20 protein-coding genes and 1 other RNA gene are annotated in these 20,907 nt (G+C 74.7%); 3 read left to right on the forward strand and 18 right to left on the reverse strand.

Annotated elements, in window-relative coordinates; all coding sequences use genetic code 11:
• Positions 1-64: 64 nt before the first annotated feature.
• The 4 genes from ACI8AR_RS00075 to ACI8AR_RS00090 all read right to left on the reverse strand — a co-directional run bounded on the left by ACI8AR_RS00075 (position 65) and on the right by ACI8AR_RS00090 (position 4,885).
• The gene (locus ACI8AR_RS00075) at positions 65-1,219 is read right to left on the reverse strand and encodes an anti-sigma factor RsbA family regulatory protein (protein WP_457049142.1); all 1,155 of its coding nucleotides are present in this window, start codon (positions 1,217-1,219) and stop codon (positions 65-67) included.
• A gap of 20 nt (positions 1,220-1,239) precedes the next feature.
• On the reverse strand, positions 1,240-2,088 hold the full coding sequence (locus ACI8AR_RS00080; protein WP_457049143.1) for an MEDS domain-containing protein: 849 nt from the start codon (positions 2,086-2,088) through the stop codon (positions 1,240-1,242).
• A gap of 146 nt (positions 2,089-2,234) precedes the next feature.
• The gene (locus ACI8AR_RS00085; protein ID WP_457049144.1) at positions 2,235-3,584 is read right to left on the reverse strand and encodes an SGNH/GDSL hydrolase family protein; all 1,350 of its coding nucleotides are present in this window, start codon (positions 3,582-3,584) and stop codon (positions 2,235-2,237) included.
• Between the two features lie 191 nt (positions 3,585-3,775).
• Entirely contained in the window at positions 3,776-4,885 is a 1,110-nt protein-coding gene (locus ACI8AR_RS00090) for a CapA family protein (protein WP_457049145.1), read from the reverse strand.
• A 227-nt stretch (positions 4,886-5,112) separates the two neighbouring features.
• Here ACI8AR_RS00090 and ACI8AR_RS00095 point away from each other — a divergent pair, with 227 nt between their 5' ends.
• From ACI8AR_RS00095 to ACI8AR_RS00105, 3 genes are all read left to right on the forward strand, one after another.
• Positions 5,113-6,003: an SMP-30/gluconolactonase/LRE family protein gene (locus tag ACI8AR_RS00095; protein ID WP_457049146.1), complete on the forward strand. Its 891-nt coding sequence runs from the start codon at positions 5,113-5,115 to the stop codon at positions 6,001-6,003.
• Between the two features lie 62 nt (positions 6,004-6,065).
• Positions 6,066-7,076, forward strand: a complete 1,011-nt coding sequence (locus ACI8AR_RS00100; RefSeq protein WP_457049147.1) for an LLM class flavin-dependent oxidoreductase — start codon at positions 6,066-6,068, stop codon at positions 7,074-7,076.
• Between the two features lie 6 nt (positions 7,077-7,082).
• Positions 7,083-7,493 carry a TIGR03668 family PPOX class F420-dependent oxidoreductase gene (locus ACI8AR_RS00105; RefSeq protein WP_457049148.1) on the forward strand — a complete coding sequence of 137 codons (411 nt, stop codon included), beginning with the start codon at positions 7,083-7,085 and terminating at the stop codon, positions 7,491-7,493.
• A 91-nt stretch (positions 7,494-7,584) separates the two neighbouring features.
• On the opposite strand, the gene ssrA is transcribed toward ACI8AR_RS00105, so the two are convergent.
• The 14 genes from ssrA to ftsE form a co-directional block, all read right to left on the reverse strand.
• Positions 7,585-7,958: a transfer-messenger RNA gene (gene ssrA, locus ACI8AR_RS00110) on the reverse strand.
• 152 nt (positions 7,959-8,110) lie between these two features.
• Positions 8,111-9,253, reverse strand: a complete 1,143-nt coding sequence (locus tag ACI8AR_RS00115) for a magnesium and cobalt transport protein CorA (protein WP_457049149.1) — start codon at positions 9,251-9,253, stop codon at positions 8,111-8,113.
• A gap of 253 nt (positions 9,254-9,506) precedes the next feature.
• Positions 9,507-11,111 carry an SLC13 family permease gene (locus ACI8AR_RS00120; RefSeq protein WP_457049150.1) on the reverse strand — a complete coding sequence of 535 codons (1,605 nt, stop codon included), beginning with the start codon at positions 11,109-11,111 and terminating at the stop codon, positions 9,507-9,509.
• Between the two features lie 48 nt (positions 11,112-11,159).
• Positions 11,160-11,693, reverse strand: a complete 534-nt coding sequence (locus ACI8AR_RS00125) for a carboxymuconolactone decarboxylase family protein (protein ID WP_457049151.1) — start codon at positions 11,691-11,693, stop codon at positions 11,160-11,162.
• On the reverse strand, positions 11,690-12,568 hold the full coding sequence (locus ACI8AR_RS00130; RefSeq protein WP_457049152.1) for an SCO6745 family protein: 879 nt from the start codon (positions 12,566-12,568) through the stop codon (positions 11,690-11,692). The genes ACI8AR_RS00125 and ACI8AR_RS00130 overlap by 4 nt, the downstream gene beginning before the upstream one ends.
• Positions 12,569-12,578: 10 nt before the next feature.
• Positions 12,579-13,022 (reverse strand): GNAT family N-acetyltransferase, encoded by a 444-nt coding sequence (locus ACI8AR_RS00135; protein ID WP_457049153.1) that lies wholly within the window; start codon positions 13,020-13,022, stop codon positions 12,579-12,581.
• Positions 13,019-14,032, reverse strand: coding sequence for a GNAT family N-acetyltransferase (locus tag ACI8AR_RS00140; RefSeq protein WP_457049154.1), 1,014 nt, complete (start codon positions 14,030-14,032; stop codon positions 13,019-13,021). Before ACI8AR_RS00140 ends, ACI8AR_RS00135 begins: the two co-directional genes overlap by 4 nt.
• A 45-nt stretch (positions 14,033-14,077) precedes the next feature.
• Positions 14,078-14,449 carry a VOC family protein gene (locus tag ACI8AR_RS00145; protein WP_457049155.1) on the reverse strand — a complete coding sequence of 124 codons (372 nt, stop codon included), beginning with the start codon at positions 14,447-14,449 and terminating at the stop codon, positions 14,078-14,080.
• A complete protein-coding gene (locus ACI8AR_RS00150) occupies positions 14,446-16,482 on the reverse strand; it encodes a serine hydrolase (protein ID WP_457049156.1) in 2,037 nt (678 codons plus the stop codon). Before ACI8AR_RS00150 ends, ACI8AR_RS00145 begins: the two co-directional genes overlap by 4 nt.
• 125 nt (positions 16,483-16,607) lie before the next feature.
• Positions 16,608-17,531: an NADP-dependent oxidoreductase gene (locus ACI8AR_RS00155; protein ID WP_457049157.1), complete on the reverse strand. Its 924-nt coding sequence runs from the start codon at positions 17,529-17,531 to the stop codon at positions 16,608-16,610.
• A 10-nt stretch (positions 17,532-17,541) separates the two neighbouring features.
• The gene (gene smpB, locus ACI8AR_RS00160; RefSeq protein WP_457049158.1) at positions 17,542-18,018 is read right to left on the reverse strand and encodes an SsrA-binding protein SmpB; all 477 of its coding nucleotides are present in this window, start codon (positions 18,016-18,018) and stop codon (positions 17,542-17,544) included.
• Between the two features lie 9 nt (positions 18,019-18,027).
• On the reverse strand, positions 18,028-19,047 hold the full coding sequence (locus tag ACI8AR_RS00165) for a hypothetical protein (protein ID WP_457049159.1): 1,020 nt from the start codon (positions 19,045-19,047) through the stop codon (positions 18,028-18,030).
• 104 nt (positions 19,048-19,151) lie between these two features.
• A complete protein-coding gene (gene ftsX / locus ACI8AR_RS00170) occupies positions 19,152-20,036 on the reverse strand; it encodes a permease-like cell division protein FtsX (RefSeq protein ID WP_457049160.1) in 885 nt (294 codons plus the stop codon).
• A gap of 43 nt (positions 20,037-20,079) precedes the next feature.
• Entirely contained in the window at positions 20,080-20,769 is a 690-nt protein-coding gene (ftsE, locus tag ACI8AR_RS00175; protein ID WP_456938721.1) for a cell division ATP-binding protein FtsE, read from the reverse strand.
• Between the last annotated feature and the right edge of the window lie 138 nt (positions 20,770-20,907).

Here is a 20,907-nt window from a genome sequence, read left to right on the forward strand (position 1 = left end):
GAGGCCGGCTAGACGAGGCCGGCTAGACGAGGCCGGCTAGACGAGGCCGGCTAGACGAGGCCGGCTAGACGAGGCCGTGGTGGTCCAGCAGCAGCTCGCACTGCCGGCAGCGCTCGCCGGGCGGGACGTCGGACCAGGAGCGGTCGCCGACCGGGTCGAGCCGGGTCGCGGGGACGTCCCCGCAGAACGACGAGCCGTCGCCGTCGACGGCGTGGACGGCGCCCGGGCCACCGGGTTCCCCTCGTACGGTGCCGGGGCGCAGGACCGGCACGCCCTCGGCCTCCGGCGCGGCGGCCGGCGGCGGGCCGGTGCGCAGCCGGACGGTGCACCCGTCGGTGGTGAGGAGCGCGACGTCGACCTCGGCGAGCCGGCAGCTGAGCCACAGGCCGAGCCCGGCGCCGGCCGCGCTGTCGGGGGCGGGGACCAGACCGGTCAGGGGGTCGGCGGGCCCGGGGCCGGTGTCGTGCACGTGCACGACGACGCGGCCACCCCCTGTCCAGGCCCGGACGGTGGTGGGCGGCCGGCCGTACAGCTGCGCGTTGACGACGGCCTCGGACAGCGCGAACAGCAGCTCGTCGAGCGCCGTGGCGCCGACCAGGCCCTGCGCGGCGTCGCGGACGCGGCGCCGGGTCTGCTTCAGCGAGACGTCGGTCAGGTCGACGACCGGCGCCGTCCCCTCGAGCGGGTCGGGGGCCGGCGACAGTCCCTCGAACTCGGCGACGTCCTGGTACCGCGGACTGGCGCCGGCGCCGCCGTCCGGGGTGACCAGGCGGGGGTGGGTGCGGCCGACGACCTCGCGCACGGCGTCCGGCACGGTGGTGGCGTCGTACAGGCAGCGGCTCCACACCGGGTAGCCCTGCCAGACGACGTTGACCGCCGACTCGTACCGGTCCCAGCCCTCGAAGCGCCCGCCGTTGCCCTCGTGCGGGACGTCGCCGGCGATCCGCACCTGCCCCGCGCCGGCGGCCACGTGCCGCTCGAACTGCTGGCGGTACGCCTCGATGGCGCGCGCGGGCGAGGCGTAGAGGCTGGCGTCCTCGATGAAGGTGACCCCCTCCGGCCGGGGCAGCGCCGCCCGGAGCAGGTCGCACTTGCGGCTGTCGTACCCGATGACGACCGGCTCGCCGACGGCGGTCGCCTGGGTCACGAAGGGCACGATGAGCGCCAGGAACTCCTCGTCCGACGAGTAGAAGCCGGCCTCGTGGAAGTTCCCGGTCACACCCCGTGCGGCACCCGTTCTCATGACTCCGCTCCCACGTCTGCGGGCCGCAGGTAGGACGCCGGCAACAGGTCCATCAGCCGGGCCGCGAACGGCGGGGTCGATCTGATGGTCAGTCGTACCCCGTTCCTCCGGACGTAGTCGTCGAGGGTCCGCAGCAACCGGTGGTCGACGTACTCGACGTCGCCCATGTCGACGACCAGCGTCCCGGTGTCGGCTCCCGCCCCCAGGCGGGCCAGCACCCGCCCGAGCGCGGTGACGGCGACCGGGTCGGTCTCCCCGGTGAGGCCGAGCGCGCCGTCGGGATGGGCGGAGACCCCCAGGGCCGGCTGCCCGGACGGATCGGGGTCGTGCAGTGCGGCGAACTCGGTCACGAGGTCGATCCCGAGGTCGGTGGAGAACCCGCACAGGGCCGACATCGGGTGGCCGGCCATGTAGCGCCCCACGAGGAACTCGTACCGGGCGAAGGCGTCCCGCTGGTGCGGGGGGCGGAGCAGCTCGGAGCCCTCCGCGCTGACCCGCAGCCCCCGGAAGCCGTCGGCCAGGGCCCGCTCGGTCGCCGCCGCCCAGTGCCGCACCACCTCGTCGGCCCGCACCGGACCGCCGGATCCGTACACGTCGCCGAGCGTCAGGACCTGGAGGGTGCCGTCGCGCTGCAGCCGGTCGGGGTCCCCGAGCCCGGCGAGGTCCTCCGCCGCTGCCTCGGGGGACCCGGAGCCGACGTAGACCACGCGCAGGCCCTGGCGCAGGCCCTCGGCGAAGAAGGCGACGACGCGGCGGCGGTACTCCGCGACGTCGTCGTGGAGGACGCAGACGTGACCTCGTGCACCACGGCTCCGGAGGGAGCCGGCGTGACCCGATCCGGGCACGGGTCCACGCTACGCCGCCCGGCGCCGCCCGGCGCCTCCCGGCCGGGACGAGGTGGCGGCCGCACGCCCGGCCGGACCGCCGCGGACGCGCGAGGGCCCCGGGGTGGACGTCGTCCGGCCCGGGGCCCTCGGGTCCGGGGAGCGGGTCAGCGGAACAGCTGCAGCGGGATCGCCCGCGCGATGGCGGCCATGCCGGCGTCGTTGGGGTGCAGGTGGTCGCCGCTGTCGTAGGCCGGCAGCAGGCGCAGCGGGTCGGCCGGGTCGCGCAGCGCGGCGTCCAGGTCGATCACCGCGTCGTACTCCCCGCTGGTGCGGATCCAGTCGTTGACCGCCCGGCGCTTGGCCTCGTTCTCCTCGCTCCAGAACCCGAGCGTGTCGCCCCGGAACGGGAGGATCGTCGCGCCGTACACCTCCAGGCCCTGCTCGTGGGCCCGGGCGATGAGCTGGCGGTGCGCCCCGATGACCTCCTCCGCCGTGACGGTCTCGGACTCCGGCGCGGACGTCCCCGGGTGTCCCAGGTCGTTGACCCCGAGCAGGACGACGACGTGCTCGGCACCCGGCTGGGCGAGCACGTCGCGGTCGAAGCGGCGCAGCGCGCTCTCCCCGAAGTAGGCCGCGTAGGCCTCGGCCGGGTGTCCCGCCGGCGGGTTCGGGTCGTGCAGCAGCCGGTTGCCGGCCACGCCGAGGTTGAGCACGCCGACGTCCTGCAGGTCGCGCTGGTCCTGCAGCCGGTCGGCGAGGAGGTCCGGCCACCGGTGGTTGGCGCCCACCTGCGTCTCGAAGCCGTTGGTGATCGAGTCCCCGAGCGCCACGACCGCCCCGGCGTCGTGGTCGCCGGTCCCCACGCTGACCCCCGACAGGAAGAACCACTGGCCCGGCTCGGCCGTCGGGGTCACCGAGGCGTCGTCGGCGACGTTGCCGTCCGCGACCGCGTTCGCCTGGTAGGCGAAGTTGTGCAGCGTCGTGACCGGCGTGGTCTCGGGCAGGTAGAGGCTGACCACGAGGTCGGCCCGGGCGGGCAGGTCGAGCTCCACCGGGTCGCTCACCGCAGGGGCACCGGCGGGGATCGTCACCGACGTCCGGCCGCCGAAGGTCACCGCGCGGTCGCTCGCCGGGTCGATGTCGGTGTCGGTGGCGCCGGCAGCGCGCAGGGCGACGCGCACCTCGCCGACGTGCAGCGGCTGGTCGCCGAACTCGTTGGTCAGGCGCAGCCGCACGCGCTCCCCGGCGATGCTGGTGTGCACCACCTGGCGGACGGTCTGGTCCTGGAACGTCGTGACCCCGGTCGCCGGCACCGCCGTGGGCACGCTGGCCCACGTGCCGACCCAGGTGCTGTCGTGCCCGCGGCCGGAGGCGGGCGGGGTGTCCGGGTCGGCGGTGGCGACGGCCGGGGCCGAGGCGGTGACGATCAGCGCGCCGGCGAGGGTGGTGACGAGGCGGCGCCGGGAGCGACCGGGACGCTCCGCGGACCGGGACGACACGAGGGGACGGGGCACGAGCGGCTCCTGGGGGACGGGGGTGTGGGGACCCGACCGGGCCGTCGCCGAGCCGTGACGGTCGACGCTGACCTACCGGAAATTTCCGGAACTCTCGGGGCGCCGAACCCTAGGGACTGCGCGCCGCGGCCGTCAAGGCGCCGGCCGGGGCCTGCCCGGCGCGGCCGGGCACCCGCCCGGGGCGCCCCGGCCTAGCCGACCGGCCCGAGTTCGAGTGCGCCGTCGTCGGTGACCACGACCGGTGGGGCCGCTCCCTCGCTGACCCGGGTGAGGACGTCGGCCAGCCACGCGGTGTCGGCCGGCCCGGCGCGCTGCAGCCGCAGCCGTCTGGTCTGCAGCGGGACCATGCGCAGCGCGATCAGCCGGCCGGTGCGGGCCTCGAGTCGAGCGAGGTGGACCAGACGCAGGTCGGGGCGGTGGCGCTCGTGGCCGCCGATGCCCTCGTAGTCGTCGACGAGGTCACCGCAGCCGTAGAGCACCAGCCGGCCGCGGTAGACCTCGATCGCGCGCGGGTGGTGGGAGGAGTGCCCGTGCACCACGTCGACCCCGGCGTCGATCAGCCGGTGCGCGAAGCGGCGGTGCCGGTCCGGCACGTCGTCGCCCCAGTTCGACCCCCAGTGGATCGACACGACGACGGTGTCCTCCGGGCCGCGGACCCGGTGCACCGCGGCGACGAGGTCGGCGGCCGCCGCGTCCGTGAGCTCGGTGAGCGCGACACCGGGACGGGAGACCGTGGCCGCCCAGTCCGGGGGGATGCCGCTGGACTCGGTGCCCACGGCGAGCACGAGGACGCGGCGGCCGTCCCCGAGCGAGAGCTCCGCCGGCCGCCAGGCCGCGGCCGCGTCCCGGCCCGCCCCCGCCGTGCGCAGCCCGGCCCGGCCCAGGACGTCCAGGGTCTCGAGCAGGCCACGGGGGCCGAAGTCGCCGACGTGGTTGTTCGCCAGCACGCAGACGTCCGGCCGCACGACCGACAGTGCCGGCACGTTGGCGGGGTGCATCCGGTAGTGCACCTGCTTGCCCGCGGCGAAGTCGTCGCTGGTGGTGACGCTGGTCTCGAGGTTGACGATCCGCACGTCCGGCGCCGCCTCGTCGAGGAGGGCCAGGGCGTCCCCCCACGGCCAGGAGGGGTCGACCGGTCGCGGCACCGGCCCGTGGACCCGCTCGGCCAGCCGGACGTAGTCGCGCGCGTCGCGGAGCACCGACTCGGCGAGGGTCGGGTCGCCGCGATGCGGCAGCAGCTGGTCGATCCCGCGGCCGAGCATCACGTCGCCGCTGACGAACAGCGAGACCTCCCCGCGCATGCGGTCCCCCCCTCGCGCCCGCCGTCCCGGCCGGGGACGGCCTCCCCTGAGCCTCCCGCCCCTGACCGGCGCGCACGAGGGGGCGACGGACCCTCGGGGCAGGACCCGTGACCGGTCGCGCCGCAGCCCGTCCGGCACACCGGCGGATGCCGACGTCCGCGCTCCGCATTCCGGAGGGGCGGGACCGGGGCTATGCTCCCGGCCCACCGACGGCGGCGAGGTGAGCCATGCGGGAGATCGGCACCGTCCTGGAGGGCCTGTCCTACCTCGAGTGCCCGCGCTGGCACGAGGGTCGGATCTGGGTGTCGGACTTCTACACCCACCAGGTGCTCTCGGCCCGTGAGGACGGCAGCGACCTCCGGGTCGAGGCGGAGGTGCCGGGCCAGCCGTCCGGACTCGGATGGCTGCCCGACGGCCGTCTGCTGGTCGTCTCCCAGCACGACGCCCGGCTGCTGCGCCGCGAACCCGACGGATCGCTGGTGACCCACGCGGACCTGTCGGCGCACGTCACCGGCGAGCCCAACGACATGGTCGTCGACGAGCAGGGCCGCGCGTTCGTCGGCAACTTCGGCTTCGACCTGATGGCCGGCGCACCGGTCGAGCCGGCCGTCCTGCTGCGCGTCGACCCCGATGGGGCGGTGACCCAGGTGGCCGACGACGTGTGGTTCCCCAACGGCAGCGTGATCACCGACGACGGCGTCCTGCTGGTGGACGAGACGTTCGGCAACCGGGTCACCGCGTTCGACGTCGGTGCCGACGGCTCGTTGGGGAACCGGCGGGTGTGGGCGTCGTTCGGTGAGCTGCCGACCGACCGCGCCCTGCAGGCGGCACTCGGGCAACTGGCTGTCGCGCCGGACGGTTGCGGCCTGGACGCCGAGGGAGCGCTGTGGGTCGCCGACGCGCTCGCCGGGCGGGTGCTGCGCATCCGGGAAGGCGGCGAGGTCCTGGAGGAACTGCCCGTCGGCACCGGCGTGTTCGCCTGCATGCTCGGCGGGGACGACGGCCGCACGCTGTTCCTCTGCACCGCGCCGGACTTCGACCGCACCGCGCGGAGTGCCGCGCGCGAGGCGCAGCTGCGCTCCTGCCGGGTCGACGTGCCGCACGCCGGCCGCCCGTAGTCGGAGCACCCGTCACAGACCTCGGAAGTCCGCGACACCGTCGTCAGCACAGGGGGAAGAGCATGGACGTCTCGGTCGCCTTTCCGACCGCGGTGGACTCGCACGAGAACATCGCCCTCGCGGAGGAGCTCGGCTACGCGCGGGCGTGGCTCTACGACACCCCGCAGAACAGTCCCGACGTGTGGATGTGCCTGGCGCTCGCCGCGGAGCGCACCACCCGCATCGGCCTCGGGCCCGGCGTCCTGGTCCCCTCGCTGCGGCATCCCATGGTGAACGCCGCCGCGACGGCGATGCTCGCGGCGCTGGCGCCCGGCCGGGTCGAGGTCGCCTTCGGGACCGGGTTCTCCGGGCGTCGGGCCATGGGCTACGGGGCCGTCACGTGGTCGTTCATGGCGGAGTACATCCGGGCCTACCGGGGGCTGCTGCGCGGTGAGGTCGTCGAGTGGGAGGGCGCCCGGATGCAGATGCTGCACCCGGCCGGTCACGCGCCGGCGCGACCGATCGACGTGCCCGTCCTGATCAGCGCCCTGGGCCCGAAGGGCGCCGGGGTCGCCCGGGAGCTGGCCGACGGCCTGTACGCCACACTGCAGCTCCCCGACTTCGCCCGGGAGTTCTCGAGGGTCTCGTACCTGGCCTGGGGCACCGTCCTCGACGAGGGCGAGGACCCGACCTCCGAACGGGTCCGCCTCGCGGGCGGTCCCGGCACCGCGCTCGCGTGGCACGGCGCGTACGAGTTCGGCGGGCAGGCGGCCGTGGCCGGGCTGGCAGGCGGAGAGGCCTGGAACGAGGTGGTGGACCGGACCCCGGAGGAGCTCCGGCACATCGCCGTGCACACGGGTCACTGCGTCGAGCTCAACGAGGCCGACCAGGCGGCGTGGGACGCGGGGGGCTCCTCGCTGCTCGGATCGACCACGCTCAGCGGGACGCGGGAGGAGGTCCGCGGCAAGCTCGGCGAGCTCGCCGACCGCGGCGTCACCGAGATCGTCTTCCAGCCGTGCGGACCGGACGTCCGCCGTGAGCTCGAGACGTTCTTCGAGGTCGCCAGCCGCGCCACGACTGCCGTCGGCACCTGACGACCGGTGGGGACGGCGGAGCTCCGCGAGCGTTTCGCCTCCGCCGCTGTCGCCCGCCTGGCGACGGTCCGCCCGGACGGCGCTCCGCACCTCGTCCCGGTCGTGTTCGCGGCGTCCGGCGACACCGTCTGGCTGGCCGTCGACGCCAAACCCAAGCGGACGACGCGGCTGCAGCGGCTGACCAACCTGCGCCACGAGCCCCGGTGCGCCCTGCTGGTCGACCACTACGAGGAGGAGTGGAGCCGGCTGTGGTGGGTGCGCGCCGACGGTGTCGGCGTCGTCGTCGACGATCCGGGCACCGGCCACCCGGGCCTGGCCGCACTCGTGGAGCGGCATCCCCAGTACCGTGCCCAGCCACCGGCCGGCCCGCTGGTCGTCGTCAGCGTCGAACGCTGGAGCGGGTGGTCGAGTACGTGAGAAGCGACGAGGCCGAGGGCCACCGCTGTCGCGGTGGCCCTCGGCCTCGTCGTCGACCGGGGTCCCGGCTGCTCGCCAGGGCCTCGGGGGTGGGTGGAGGTGGCGGGAATCGAACCCGCGTCCTTCGACGCAGAACCAGGGCTTCTCCGAGCGCAGTCCGCTACGTCTCTGCTCGGCCCCACCGATCCCACGGACGGGTCGGTGTGACGGGCCCAGTCACTGTTCGGTGTCCCGCGCGCGCCCGTGACCGGCGCGCACGGTGAGTCATCTAGCTGATGCCAGGATCCGGGCCGATGACGAACCCGGGCTGACAGACTCGCCTAGCTGCCGTCAGGCAGCGAGAGCGAAGTCAGTGCGCTTATCAGCGGCACTTGTGAGTCGCAACGCATGGTTAACGAGGTCATCGTTGCCTTCCTCGGCTCGCTTCCCCTGGTCGAACGACCGAAGTCGAGACCATTCACCCCCTGTGTAGTTGTGCACCCATCGTAACCGCGCCGGCCACCGGGTTGTTCCCTCGGCGTCCTGGCGCGTTGACCATCGGGTGCCTGCCGCTCGACACGCCGGGCGACGGCGTGTCGTCGTGCACGCAGCCGATGGTCGACAGGCGGTGCAGGTCCTCAGATCCAGTCGCGGCGCTTGAAGACGGCGTACAGCGTCAGGCTCACGCCCAGCATCAGCACCAGCGCGAACGGGTAGCCCAGGTGCCACGACAGCTCGGGCATGTCGTCGAAGTTCATCCCGTAGACCGTGCCCACCAGCGTCGGCGCGAACAGGATGGCCGCCCACGCGGAGATCTTCTTGACCTCCTCGCCCTGCGCGATCGAGGCCTCGGTCAGCTCGCGGATCTCGTCGTTCTGCCGCTGCGCCACCAGGGTGGCGTTCACGGTGAGGATGTCGCGCAGCTGCAGCCGGAACGCCTCGATGCGCTCGTTGACCTGGGTGACGTGGTCGGCGACGTCGCGCAGGTAGCTGCGCAGCTCCTCGTCGACGCCGTACTTGTCGAACCCGGCGGTGATCGCGGCGAGGATCCCGGTCAGCGGCTGCGCGGCCCGCTGGAACTCCAGGACCTCCTGCGACAGCTCGTAGATGCGCCGCGAGACGCCGGGGTCCCCGCGGAAGACCTCGGTCTCGATCTCGTCGATGTCGTTGGCCAGGCCCGCGACCACCGGCGAGTACCCGTCGACGACGGCATCGAGGATCGCGTACAGCACCGCCTCGCTGCCCTTGGCCAGCAGCGCCGGCTCGCTCTCCAGCCGCCGCCGCACGCGGGCCAGGTCCGGCGACTCGGCGTGCCGGACGGTGATCGCGAACTGCCGGCCGAGGAACAGGTGCAGCTCGCCGAACTCGACCTCCTCGGCCGCGTCCAGGTACCGCGCGGCCTTGAGGACGACGAACAGCGTGTCGCCGTAGCGCTCGAACTTGGGCCGCTGGTGGGCCTGGATGGCGTCCTCGACGGCGAGCTCGGGCAGGTCGTACTGCTCGGCCAGCTCCCCCAGCTCGGGGGGCTCGGGCCGGTAGAGGCCCAGCCACACCAGCCGGTCGTCGAAGCCCTCGGTCAGCCAGTCGTGGCTCTCCTCCGCCGACGGCGGGGTGGCGATGCGCCGGCCGCTCGCGTAGACGGCGTTGTCGACCAGGCGCGACTGGCGCTCGAGCTGGGGCGGCGCCGGCGGCGGGGTCGGCACCGGCCGGAGCACCTGCGGCCGCGGACGGCGGCCGAGGGTGGACAGGGCGGTGAGGGGCGCGAGGCGACGGTCGGCCATGACGGGCTCCCGGGGGACGCTGGGTGGCGGGACTCAGCGGAGGCCCTCCACGCGAGCGCTTCCCGGCGCGCGCGGGCGCGACCGGGACCTAGGCGGGGAGGGCCTCGGGACTGGGACTGGGGGGCTCGCTGCGCACGGCTCGCCCTCCTCCCCGTCGACCGGCACCCGCCAGCACGCGGGCCGTCGTCCATCGTGACACGTCCCCGCGTGCCCGGGCTCGCCGGAGAGGGAGACTTCCCTCTCCGTTCACCCGTCAGACGTTGAGGACGAGGTCCACCATCACCGGCAGCAGGACCACGATCAGCAGTGCGCCCAGGACGTCGAAGGAGATCCCCGAGCGGATCATCTTGGTGATCGGCACGACGCCGGAGCCGTAGACGATGGCGTTCTGCGGCGTCGACACCGGCAGCATGAACCCGAAGGACGCCGCGAAGGTCGCCGCCAGGGCGGGCACGAACGGGTTGATGCCCGCGGCCACCGCCACCGGGATGATGATCGGCACGACGACCGCGGCCGAGGCGGTGTTCGACGTCGTCTCGCTGATGACGATCGCCAGGATCACCGCGAAGACCGTGATCGCGAACGTGCTGGTCAGGCCGAGCCAGTCGGCGGAGCTGCTGCCGATCGTCTCGGCCAGGCCGGTGTCGGCGAGCAGCGAGCCGAAGATGATCCCGGTGCCGAACAGCAGGATCGTGCCCCAGTCGATCTTGGCGGCGTCGGACCAGTTGAGGGTGAACTCCCGCCGCTTCCAGTCGGTGGGGAGCAGGAACAGCAGCGACGCCCCGAGGACGGCGATGACGCCCTCGTCCATCCGGTCGCTGATCGTCGTGTAGAGGTCGGACTCCGTGCCGGCGGTCAGCGCGATGACGCCGGGGAAGATCCAGCACGCGACGGTGATGCCGAAGGCGGTCAGCGTGTTCTTCTCCGCCCGCGAGACGGGGCCGAGCTGCGCGCGCTCCTGCTGCACGTACTCGTGCACGCCCTCGATCCGCTTGATCTCCGGCCGGTTGAGCAGCAGCAGGACCGCGGCCAGCGCGACGAACATGAGCGCGCAGATCGGCAGCGCCATGAGCATCCAGTCGAGGAACCCGATCCGCTCCCCCGTCGCCTCCTCGATCAGCCCGCGGCCGATCAGGTTCGGCGGCGTGCCGACCGGGGTGATCAGCCCGCCGACGCTCGCGCCGTAGGCCAGCATGAGCATCAGCGCGACGCCGACCCTCAGCCGCAGCGGGTCGAAGTCCGGCCGGACCAGTCCCTTGTCCTGCATGAGCTTGGCGATCACCGAGAGGATGCCGATCGCCGTGGGCAGCAGCATCGCCACGGTGGCGGTGTTGGAGACGAACGCCGACAGCAGCGCCGTGATCAGCCCGAACGCGATGATCACCCGCGCGGTCGAGGCGCCCACCCACTGCATCGACAGGATCGCCATCGCGAACCGCCGGGCGACGCCGTGCTTGAGCATCGCGGCGGCCAGGATGAACGCGCCGATGAAGGTGAACACCGTCGTCGAACCGAGCGGCGCCACCGCGTCGTCCGCGGGCACCACCCCGAGGACGACGATCGCGCCCACGCCGATGAGGCCGCCCACCGGGATGGGCACCGGCTCGGTGATCCACAGGACGATGACGCCCAGCAGGACCGCGGCGAGCAGGTGCTGGTCCCGGGGCAGGTCCAGCGGCAGCAGCGCGAAGACGATCGTCACGACCGGGGCGAGGAACAGCCCGACGGTCCGGCGGCCCTTCTCGAAGCGCTCCTCGGCGGGGCTGAGCTGCTGCTCCCCCAGGCTGCGGTAGGTGGCCGTGCCGCGGAAGGCGGCGTCCACGTCGGTGCGCTGCGGAGGACGGTCGGTCGTGGTCATGACAGCTCCCGAGGATGTGACCTAGGGCACACCATAGGGAGAACCGGGTCAGCCCGGAACCTCCCCGTCCGGCGGCGGCACCTGCAGTGCGACGAGGAACCGGGCGACCATCGCGTAGCCGCCCACCAGGGCGGTGAGCTCGACGACCCCGCGGTCGTCGAGGTGGGCGCGCACCGCGGCGAACACCGGGTCGGGGACGGTGACGGCGCGGGCCGAGGCGTCGGTGAACGCCAGCACGGCGGCCTGCGCCGGCGTCCACACCGGCTCGGCGGTGGCGTCGTCGGCGCGCAGCACGCGCAGGTGCAGGTCGGTCAGCCCGGCGCGGCGGGCGATCGGCTCGTGCGCGGCCCACTCGAACTCCGCGCCGGCGAGGACGGCGACCCGCAGGACCACCAGCTCGCGCAGGTCGGCGGGGAGCGTGGTGCCGCCGCGCAGCGCGCCGAGCAGCGCGTTCCAGCCCTCGGCCACCGGCGGACTGTGCAGCAGCAGCCGGTCGAGGGTGGACAGGACGCCGCCGCGCCGGGCGCGCAACAGGTCCGCCGTCGGCCCCTCGCCGGGCGCCTCGGGCAGCCGCGGGGTCACCGGCCGGCGAAGACGCCGGAGGGGTAGGCGCCGTTGGCGACGAGCGTGGCCGACATCCGCTTGCCGAGCTCGACCACCCGCGCCGTCCGCTCCGGTCCCAGGTGCGCCCACGGCGTGGTCCCCAGGGCGTCGGTCTCGGCCTCGAGGTCGGCGCGCAGCCGCTGTCCGGCGTCGGTGAGCCGGTCGCCGTCGAGCAGGCCGCGGTCGGCCAGCCGCGCGGCGGCGGCGGCCCAGTCCTCGTCGCTCCAGCCGCGGGTGGCCTTCGCCGACGCGGGCAGGAACCCGCGGCCGGTGGCGGTGTGGGTGACCAGCGCCTCCAGGCCCGACAGGCCGTGGCGGAGCAGGACGGCGACGTGCCCGTCGCCGCGCCACTCGCGCAGCAGCGAGGCGGCGTGCCAGAGCCGGGTGACCGGGTCCTCCGGCCAGGGCAGGTCGGCGTGGCCGGCGTAGAGCGGGCGCCCCTCGGCGGGGAGCACCGAGCAGGCGTCGGCGAGCAGGTCGCCGAGCTCGGTGACCTCCGGGGCGGCCGCCGCCTCCTCGCCGCCGAGCAGCCGGGTCAGCGAGGCCCGGGCGGAGGCGAACCGGGCCTCCACCACCTGCGCGGGCGAGGCCAGCGTCCAGGCCCGCGGGATGTGGCGGGCCACGATCGCCGGGGAGAAGTTGGAGAAGGTCGCCGTCACCACGCCCGGGCCGACGGCGCCCATCGGGGCCGCGCGGCCGGCGAAGTAGACCATCCGCCCGGGCCGCAGGCCGATCGCCGTCAGGTGCTGCTCGGTCTCCGGCACGAAGTACACGTGGTTGTGCAGCGGCTCGACGGCGCGGTGCGCGCGGCCGACGAGGGCGGGGTCCAGGACGGGCTGATCGGCGGTGACCATGCCGGCGACCCTAGCGAGCGGCCCGGGCCGCCCGGCGGTAGAGCAGGTAGTCGCCGTCCTCCCCCGCCGGCGCGAAGCCCGCGGCCTCGTAGAGGGCGCGGGCCGGGTTGTCCCGGTGCACCCCGAGCCGGACCTCGGCGAGGCCGGCGGCCGCGGCGTCGGCGGCGCACGCCTCGAGCAGCCGCCGCCCGTGGCCGCGCCGGCGGAACGGCGGCAGCACCTGCACGGTCACCACCAGCGCGGCCCCGTCGCCGGGGGTCCACATGACGAACCCGGCGGGCTCCCCCTCCACCTCGAGCACGGTGGTGCGGGCCAGGTTGGCCCGCCACAGCGCCCGGTTGCGGTCCAGCGCGGCGGTCCAGGCCGCCTCCTGCGCCGGCTCGACGTCCCGGACGTACGCCCGCTCGGCCGCCTCGACCAGCGGCAGGTCCGCCTCCCGCGCGCGGCGCGTCACCCGGCGACCGGCGGGACCGGGTACGCCCAGGCGTGGTGGGTGCGGGCGACCCGGAAGCCGACCCGCTCGTAGAGGGCGAACGCGCCGGTGGTGTTCTCGGTGTCGACGTCGAGGCGGGCCGCGCGGCAGCCGTCGGCCGCGGCGCGGGCGAGCGCCGCGGCGATGGCCGTGCCCGCCACGCCGCGCCCGCGGGCGCCGGGCAGCACGCCGATCTGGCCGAGGTGGACGGTGGGGATGCCGGTGGCGCGGGTGTCGGCCTCGTACACGTAGGCGAGGACGTACCCGGCGACGGCGCCGCCGTCCAGCGCGAGCACCGAGAGGTCGGGCCGGAACGCCCGCACTCCGGTGAACCAGGTGCGCCAGGCGGTCTCGTCGCGCTCGGTGGAGCCGTGGTGCTCGGTGAACGCGGCGTTGTGCGCGCGGCGCACCTCGTCGTCGCGGTCCCAGGTGAAGGGCGCCAGCTCGATCCCGGCGGGCACGACGAGGGCGGGCAGCCCGTCGAGCGCGCGCTCCATGGTGGCGAACAGCCGCTCGACCGCGAAGCCCCGGCGCTCCAGCAGCCGCTCCAGCGAGGTCATCGCGGGCCAGGCGCTGGCGACGAGCCGGCCGGGCAGCCCGGGCGGGGCGAACGCCGCGTGCTGCGCGGTGCCGCGCCGCACCTGCCAGTCGACCAGCGCCCGGCCGATGCCGCGCCCGCGCCAGTCCGGGTGCACCCGGCCCTCGGCCCAGACGCGCAGCGCCTCGCGGCCGCCGCGCTGGGAGATCGACGTCGCCCAGGCCACCAGCCGCCCGTCCCCGGTGACCACGGCCCGGCCGTCGGACGGCAGGTCGACCAGCTCCCGGCCCCACCACTCGGCCAGGTCGCCGGCGTCCTCGTGCTCGCCGGTGTCGTCGACGGCCTCGGCGACCGCGAGCAGGTCGGCCGCGGCGGGGGCGTCGTCGAGGGTGAGCGGGCGGGCGGTCAGCCCGCCGGGCAGGCCGGTCACGTCGGCGGGGAGCACGTCGGTCACGGGCGGTCAGGCTAGGCGGGCTCCCCCGCCGCGGGCGACCGGGTTTCAGACCCGCACGAACAGGCAGAACGGGTGGCCGGCGGGGTCGGCGTAGACCCGCACCCGCTCGTGCGGGTCGTCGTAGCCGCCGATCCGGCGGGCGCCGGCCTCCTCGGCGAGCGCGCAGGCCGCGTCGAGGTCGTCGACCTCCAGGTCGAGGTGGACCTGCATCTGCTGGGTGCCCGGCTCCGGCGGCCACACCGGCGGGACGTGGTCGCGCTCGAGCTGGAAGGACAGGCCGGTGCCGCCGTCGTCGGGGCGCAGCGTGGCCCACTCGGCCTCGTCGTCGCGGACCGGCCAGCCGAGCAGCCGCTGGTAGAAGCGGGCCAGCCCGCGCGGGTCCGGCGTGCCGAGGACGGGGGCGGTCAGCCGGATCACCGGGCGCCGATCCCGAACAGCCGGGCGCCGTTGTCGTGCAGCACCGCGCGCAGCCAGTCGTCGCCGAGGTCGAGGCGGGCCAGCGCGGCCAGCTGCTCGGCGTAGGGGTACGGGATGGACGGGAAGTCGCTGCCGAGCAGCACCTTGTCCCGCAGCGCGGCCAGCCGCGGCAGGTCGGCGCGGTCGAAGGGCATGAGCCGCTCGGTGAAGGCGGTGGCGAACATGGTGGTGTCCAGGTGCACCCGCTCGTGCCGCTCGGCGAGGTCGAGGAAGTCCCGGTACTCGGGCATGCCCAGGTGCGCGATGACCAGCTGCAGCCGCGGGTGGCGCTCGAGCAGGCCGGCCGCGGGCCCGGGGCCGGTGTGCTCGCCGCGCAGCGGGCCGGAGCCGCAGTGGATGACCACCGGGGTGCCGGTCTCCTCCAGCCGCGCCCAGACCGCGTCCAGCAGCGGGTCCCGCGGGTCGAAGGCGCCCACCTGCACGTGCACCTTGAACACCCGTACGCCCCGGTCGAGCGCCTCGGCGACGTAGTGCGGCGCCTCCGGCTCCGGGAAGAACGTGGCCGAGCGCAGCACCTGCGGGTGCGCGTCGGCGAAGTCGGAGGACCAGTCGTTGAGCCAGGTGGCCATCCCGGGCTTGTGCGGGTAGGGCAGCGTCGGGAAGGCGCGCACGCCGAGCCGCTCCAGGACCGCGAGCCGCTCCTCCTCGCGCAGCCGGTAGTGCACCGGCCAGCCGGTGCCGTAGTGCGTGTCCGCGGCCTCGAAGTACGCCCACACCTTGGCCTGCACCCGTGGCGGCAGGAAGTGCACGTGCACGTCGACCAGGCCGGGCAGGCCGAGCTCGCGCCAGAACCGCGGGACGTCGTCGTCGTCGACCGGTGGATCGCAGCTCACCCGAGCGAACGTAGCGCCGGCCCGGGGACCGGGCTCACCGGTGTCCGGCGACGGCGGCGCAGGTCGCCGGCTCGTAGACCTCCCGGAGCTGCTCGAACAGCTCCGGCGCGGTGTCCGGTGTGAGCTGCCCGGTGACCGAGACGGTGACCGTCCGGGCGCCGTAGGCGGTGGCGGCGGCGAACTGGGTGCAGCCGGCGGTGTTGCCGGTGTGGCCGTGGACGGTGCCGCAGCGGGTGTCGTACCGGAACAGCCCGAGCCCGGCGGAGGTGCGGCCCGGGCCAGCGGCTCCGACGACCCCGGCCGGAAGGTGAACTGCTCGGCCCGGGTGGCCGGGTCGGTGAGGTCGCCGCGGACGTGGACGCCGACGGAGCGGGCGAGGTCGGCCGGGGTGGACACGACGCCACCGGAGGCCCACGACCAGCCGGCGGCGATCGCGGTGCTCGCGTCCTCGGGCGGCTGCTCGGAGACGTCGTAGCCGTGCAGGTACGGGCTCGGGAGGTCCGACCCCACGGGGAGGCCCGTGGCGGTCAGGCCGGCGGGCCGGAGCACCAGCGCGGCCAGCACGTCGGCGTAGGGGCGGCCGGTGGCCGCCCCGACCACCAGGCCGGCGAGGACGTCGTCGGAGTCGGAGTACCGGTACTCCGTGCCGGGGGGCGAACAGCAGGGGCTCGTCCTCGACGTACGAGAGGAGCTCCCGGGCGGCGGCGGGTCCTGCAGCGACGCCAGCAGCGCGTCGACGAAGGCCTCGCTCGGGGTGGGGTCCGGGATGCCGCTGGTGTGCCCGAGCAGCTGGCGCAGGGTGACCGCCTGCCAGGCCGGCGGCAGGTCCGGCCGCCGGGTGCCGACGGGCTCGTCCAGGGAGAGGACGCCCCGGGACACCAGGGCCGGCACCGTGGCGGCGTCGTACGCCCTGGCCACGCCGGCGACCCGCATGGCGTCCCCGGCCGCGGGCGGGCGCCCGGCGGCGAGGTCGGCCACGCCGGCGGCGAGGACGTCGAGGTCCCTGTCGAGGCCCAGCGTCACGACCGCCCCGGGCGGGCCGCCGGGCTGCTGCACGAGGTCGGTCAGCGTGGCCTGCAGCTCCCCGGTTTCCGGCGCCGTGCCGGCGGCCGCCGTCGCCGGGACGCCGGTCAGCGCCACCGCCGTGACCAGCGGGACCAGCAGGGACAGGAGATGCCTGGTCCGGGGCGTGCGTGCAGGCTCCCCCGCGGCCGCGCGCCCGGGAAGACGCGTGCCCGGGGAGCCGGCCGCCACGCCGGGTGCGCTCAGCGGAGCGTGACCACGACCTTGCCCCGCACGTGCCCGCCGGCCACCAGGTCGTGGGCCTCCGCGGTGCGCTCGAGCGGGAACGCCCTGGCGATGGAGACCCGCAGCTGGCCGGCGTCGGCCATCCGGCCGAGCTCCTCGAGGTCGTGCCGCTCGGGCCGGACGAACACGTACCGCCCGCCCATCTCGTTGACCGCCGGGTCGACCACGCCGGCGATCCGGGAGACGTCGCGCACCTGCTTCGGGGCGTCGGTGAGCGCGTCACCGCCGTTGAGGTCGAGCACGGCGTCGACCGGCTCGGACAGCTGCGCGCTGATCGGCCCGGCCGAGTAGTCGAGCACCTCGGCGGCGCCGGCGTCGCGGAGGAAGCCGTGGTTGCGCGGGCTGGCGGTGCCGATGACGTGCGCGCCGAGCGCGACGGCGATCTGGACGGCGAAGAAGCCGACCCCGCCCGCCGCGCGGTGCACCAGGACGCGGTCCCCCTCGCCGACGTCGAGCGCCTCGGTCAGCGCCTGGTAGGCGGTCAGCCCGGCCAGCGGCAGCGCCCCGGCCTCGGCGAACGACAGCGACTCGGGCTTGCGCGCCACGCAGCGCTGCGGTGCGGGCACCAGCTCGGCGGCGGTCCCCCACTGCACGTCGTCGCGGCGCAGGTAGCCGAACACCTCGTCGCCGGGGGCGAGGTCGTGGACCGCGGGCCCGACCGCCTCGACGGTCCCGGCCAGGTCCCAGCCCGGCACGATCGGGAAGTGGTGCGGGAAGGACCCGGCCAGGTGCCCCTCGCGGATGCCGACGTCGACCGGGTTGACCCCCGCGGCGTGCGTGCGGACGAGCACGGTGTCCGGGCCGACCGGCGGCTCCGGCAGGTCGTCGCGCAGGGTCAGGACCTCCGACCCGCCGAACCGGTCGTAGGCGATCCCCCTCAACGCATGCCCCTCAACGGCGTCCCTTCACGTAGCGGCCGAACGCCTTCTGGATCTCCCGGCGCGAGTCGCGCTCGGCCAGGTCCTGGCGCTTGTCGTAGGACTTCTTGCCCTTGGCCAGCGCGAGCGTGGCCTTGACCTTCCCGTCCTTGAAGTACAGGTCCAGCGGCACGAGCGTCAGGCCGCCCTCGCGGGTCTTGCCGATCAGCTTGTCGATCTCCGCGCGGTGCATGAGCACCTTGCGCTTGCGGCGCGGGGCGTGGTTGGTCCAGGTCCCCTGCGTGTACTCGGGGATGTGCACGTGCTGGAGCCACACCTCGCCGTCGTCGACGGTGGCGAAGCCGTCGACCAGCGACGCCCGGCCGGCGCGGAGGCTCTTCACCTCGGTGCCGGTGAGCACCAGGCCGACCTCGTAGGTGTCGAGGATCGAGTAGTCGTGCCGCGCCTTCTTGTTCTGGGCGATGAGCTTGCGCCCCTGTTCCCGCGGCATGTCCCCAGGTTACTGCCGGTGCCCGGCCAGGGTGATCTCGCGGCGGAGCTGCGCGTACGTGGGCGCCTGCACCGGCAGGAACGCCACCTCCCGCACCCGCCGGGCGGTGTCGCTGGCGGCCAGGTAGCCCGGCCCGCCACTGACGGCCGACTCCAGCCGCACCGCCTCGGCGGCGACGTCGAGGGCGGCCAGCCGCAGCCGGGCGAGGTCGCCGGGGCCCACGCCCACCCGGTCGCCGGCGAGGTCCTCCAGCCGCCGGGCGGCGTCGTCGCGGCGCTCGGACAGCGCGTCGGCGTCGGCCCGCAGGACACCGGGGACGTGCTCGGCCGCCGCGGCCAGCGCGGCGTCGGCGACGCCGAGGGCGAGCGCGGTCTGCAGCAGCAGCATCGCCGGCCGGCACACCGCCATGAAGGAGGCGAGGTCGTCGGTGAGCACCCGTCCCGGCCCGACGGCGACGCCGGCGAGGTGCAGCCCGCCGGTGCCGGTGCCGTTGAGGCCCAGCAGGTCGAAGTGCCCGGTCGGCGTCACGCCGGGGTCGGTCAGCCGGAACAGCACGACGACGCGGCCCTCGTCCGGGGTGCGCGCCGGAGCCACGACGACGGCGTCGTCGAAGAGGTTGGACGCCCAGCCGACGGTGCCCGACAGCCGCCAGCCGGCGCCGTCGCGGGTGGCGGTGAGCGGCAGCGTGCCGGTGCCGGCGAGGTCGGCGACCGCCGGGGCGAGCGCGGTGGCCCCCGGGACGGTGCCCGCCCGCAGCCCCGCGACCAGGTCGGGCTGCGGCTCCGGCGGCGGGCAGGAGCGCAGGTACTCGAGCACCATCCGCTGCGACCAGGCGGCGAACGCGGTGGCCAGCGACACCGACGCGAGCTCGCGGACCATCCGCACCGAGGCCAGCAGCGCCTCGGTCGGGTCGTCGTCGTCCCGCTCGAACGCGCCGATCGCGCCCAGCCGCCGCAGCGCCGGCCGCACGTCGGCCCGCCCGGCGTCGACATCCGCGGCCCGCCCCAGCGCCTCGCTCGTCGTCGTCATGGCCCGTCCCTACCCGCCACCGGCCCGCGACGCGCGAGATGCCGCCATCTCGTACGCCCCGGGGTCCGCGGGCGTGCGAGACGACGGCATCTCGACGGGGGGCGCTACAGCCGGACGTACAGGCGCAGCGTGACGTAGGCGGCGATCGCGGCCAGCCCGACGCCGGCGGCGGCGATGATCGGGCTGATCGTGGCGATCGCGCCCCAGTCGACCGGCGGGATGATCCCGGCCTTGATCGGGCCGGCCAGCGTCTTGTCGACGAACAGCACCTTGGTCAGCACCAGGCCGCCGACGGCGAGCAGCGCGCCGATGAGCCCGGCCAGCGCCGCCTCGAGGATGAACGGCAGCTGGGTGTACCAGCGGGAGGCGCCGACCAGCCGCATGATGTTGGTCTCGTTGCGGCGGTTGAACGCGGCCAGCTGGATCGTGTTGGAGATGAGCAGCAGCGCCGCCAGCGCCTGGACCACCGCCACGGCGATCGTGGCGTTGCGGGCGCCGTTGAGCAGGCTGAACAGGCGGTCGAGGAAGTCGCCCTCGTCGCGCACCTGGTCGACACCGTTCTGCCCGTTCGGGAACTCCGCGGCGATGACCTCGTACCGCTCGGGGTTGACCAGCTCCACCCGGAAGCTCTCCGGCAGCGCGTCCGGCGGGGTGTTCTCGACCAGCTCGGGCTGCTGGGAGAACTGCTGCCGGAACCGCTCGTAGGCCTCCTCCTTGGACTCGTAGATGAAGCTCTGCACCTCCGACGAGTCCGACAGCTGCTGCTCGATCGCGCTGCGCTGCTCGTCGGTGGCGCCGTCGGCCAGGAAGATGGAGACCTGCACCTTGTCGTAGTAGATCTCCTTCATGTCGGAGATCATCCCGGCGATGAGCAGGCCGGTGCCCATGAGACCGAGCGAGATGGCCGTGGTCAGGATCATCGCGACCGTCATGGTCAGGTTGCGACGCAGCCCGGTGGCCACCTCGGAGAGGACGAAGTTGACGCGCATGGGTTCCCTGTCGTGAGGTGCAGGTCGTAGAGGGGGACGACCGTCAGCGGCCGACGCCGTAGACGCCGCGCGACTGGTCGCGGGTGATCTGGCCCCCGTTGAGCTCGATGACGCGACGGCGCATGGAGTCGACGATGTGGTAGTCGTGCGTCGCCATGATCACCGTGGTGCCGGTGCGGTTGATCCGCTCCAGCAGCAGCATGATCCCCTCGCTGGTCTCCGGGTCGAGGTTGCCGGTGGGCTCGTCGGCGAGCAGCACCAGCGGCCGGTTGACGAACGCGCGGGCGATCGCGACCCGCTGCTGCTCACCACCGGAGAGCTCGTGCGGCAGCCGGTTGGCCTTGCCGTCGAGGCCGACCATCTCCAGCACCTCGGGCACGACCCGCTTGATCGTGCGGTGCGGCTTGTTGATCACCTCGAGGGCGAAGGCCACGTTCTCGGCCACGGTGCGGTTGCGCAGGAGCCGGAAGTCCTGGAAGACGCAGCCCATGGTGCGGCGGAGCTTGGGCACCTGCCACTTGCTCATGCCGTTGAGGGTCTTGCCGTTGACGGTGACCGTGCCGCGGGTGGGGTCGTCCTCCTTGAGCAGCAGCCGGAGGAACGTCGACTTGCCGGAGCCGGACGAGCCGATGAGGAAGACGAACTCGCCCTTGTCGATCTCCGTCGACACGTCATCGAGGGCCGGCCGGGAGCTGGCCGGGTAGAGCTTGGTGACGTGTTGCAATTCGATCACGAGGCGCCACGGTACCTGCCCGGCGACCCACCATGGTCGGTTGACGCGGAGACGCACCGGGAGCAGTTCCCCTGATCCGCGGCCGTACCCGGCGGGATCGCCCGGCGAACCGCTCCCCGGTGTGACCGACCTGACGCC

The organism is Geodermatophilus sp. SYSU D01036 (assembly GCF_054050435.1).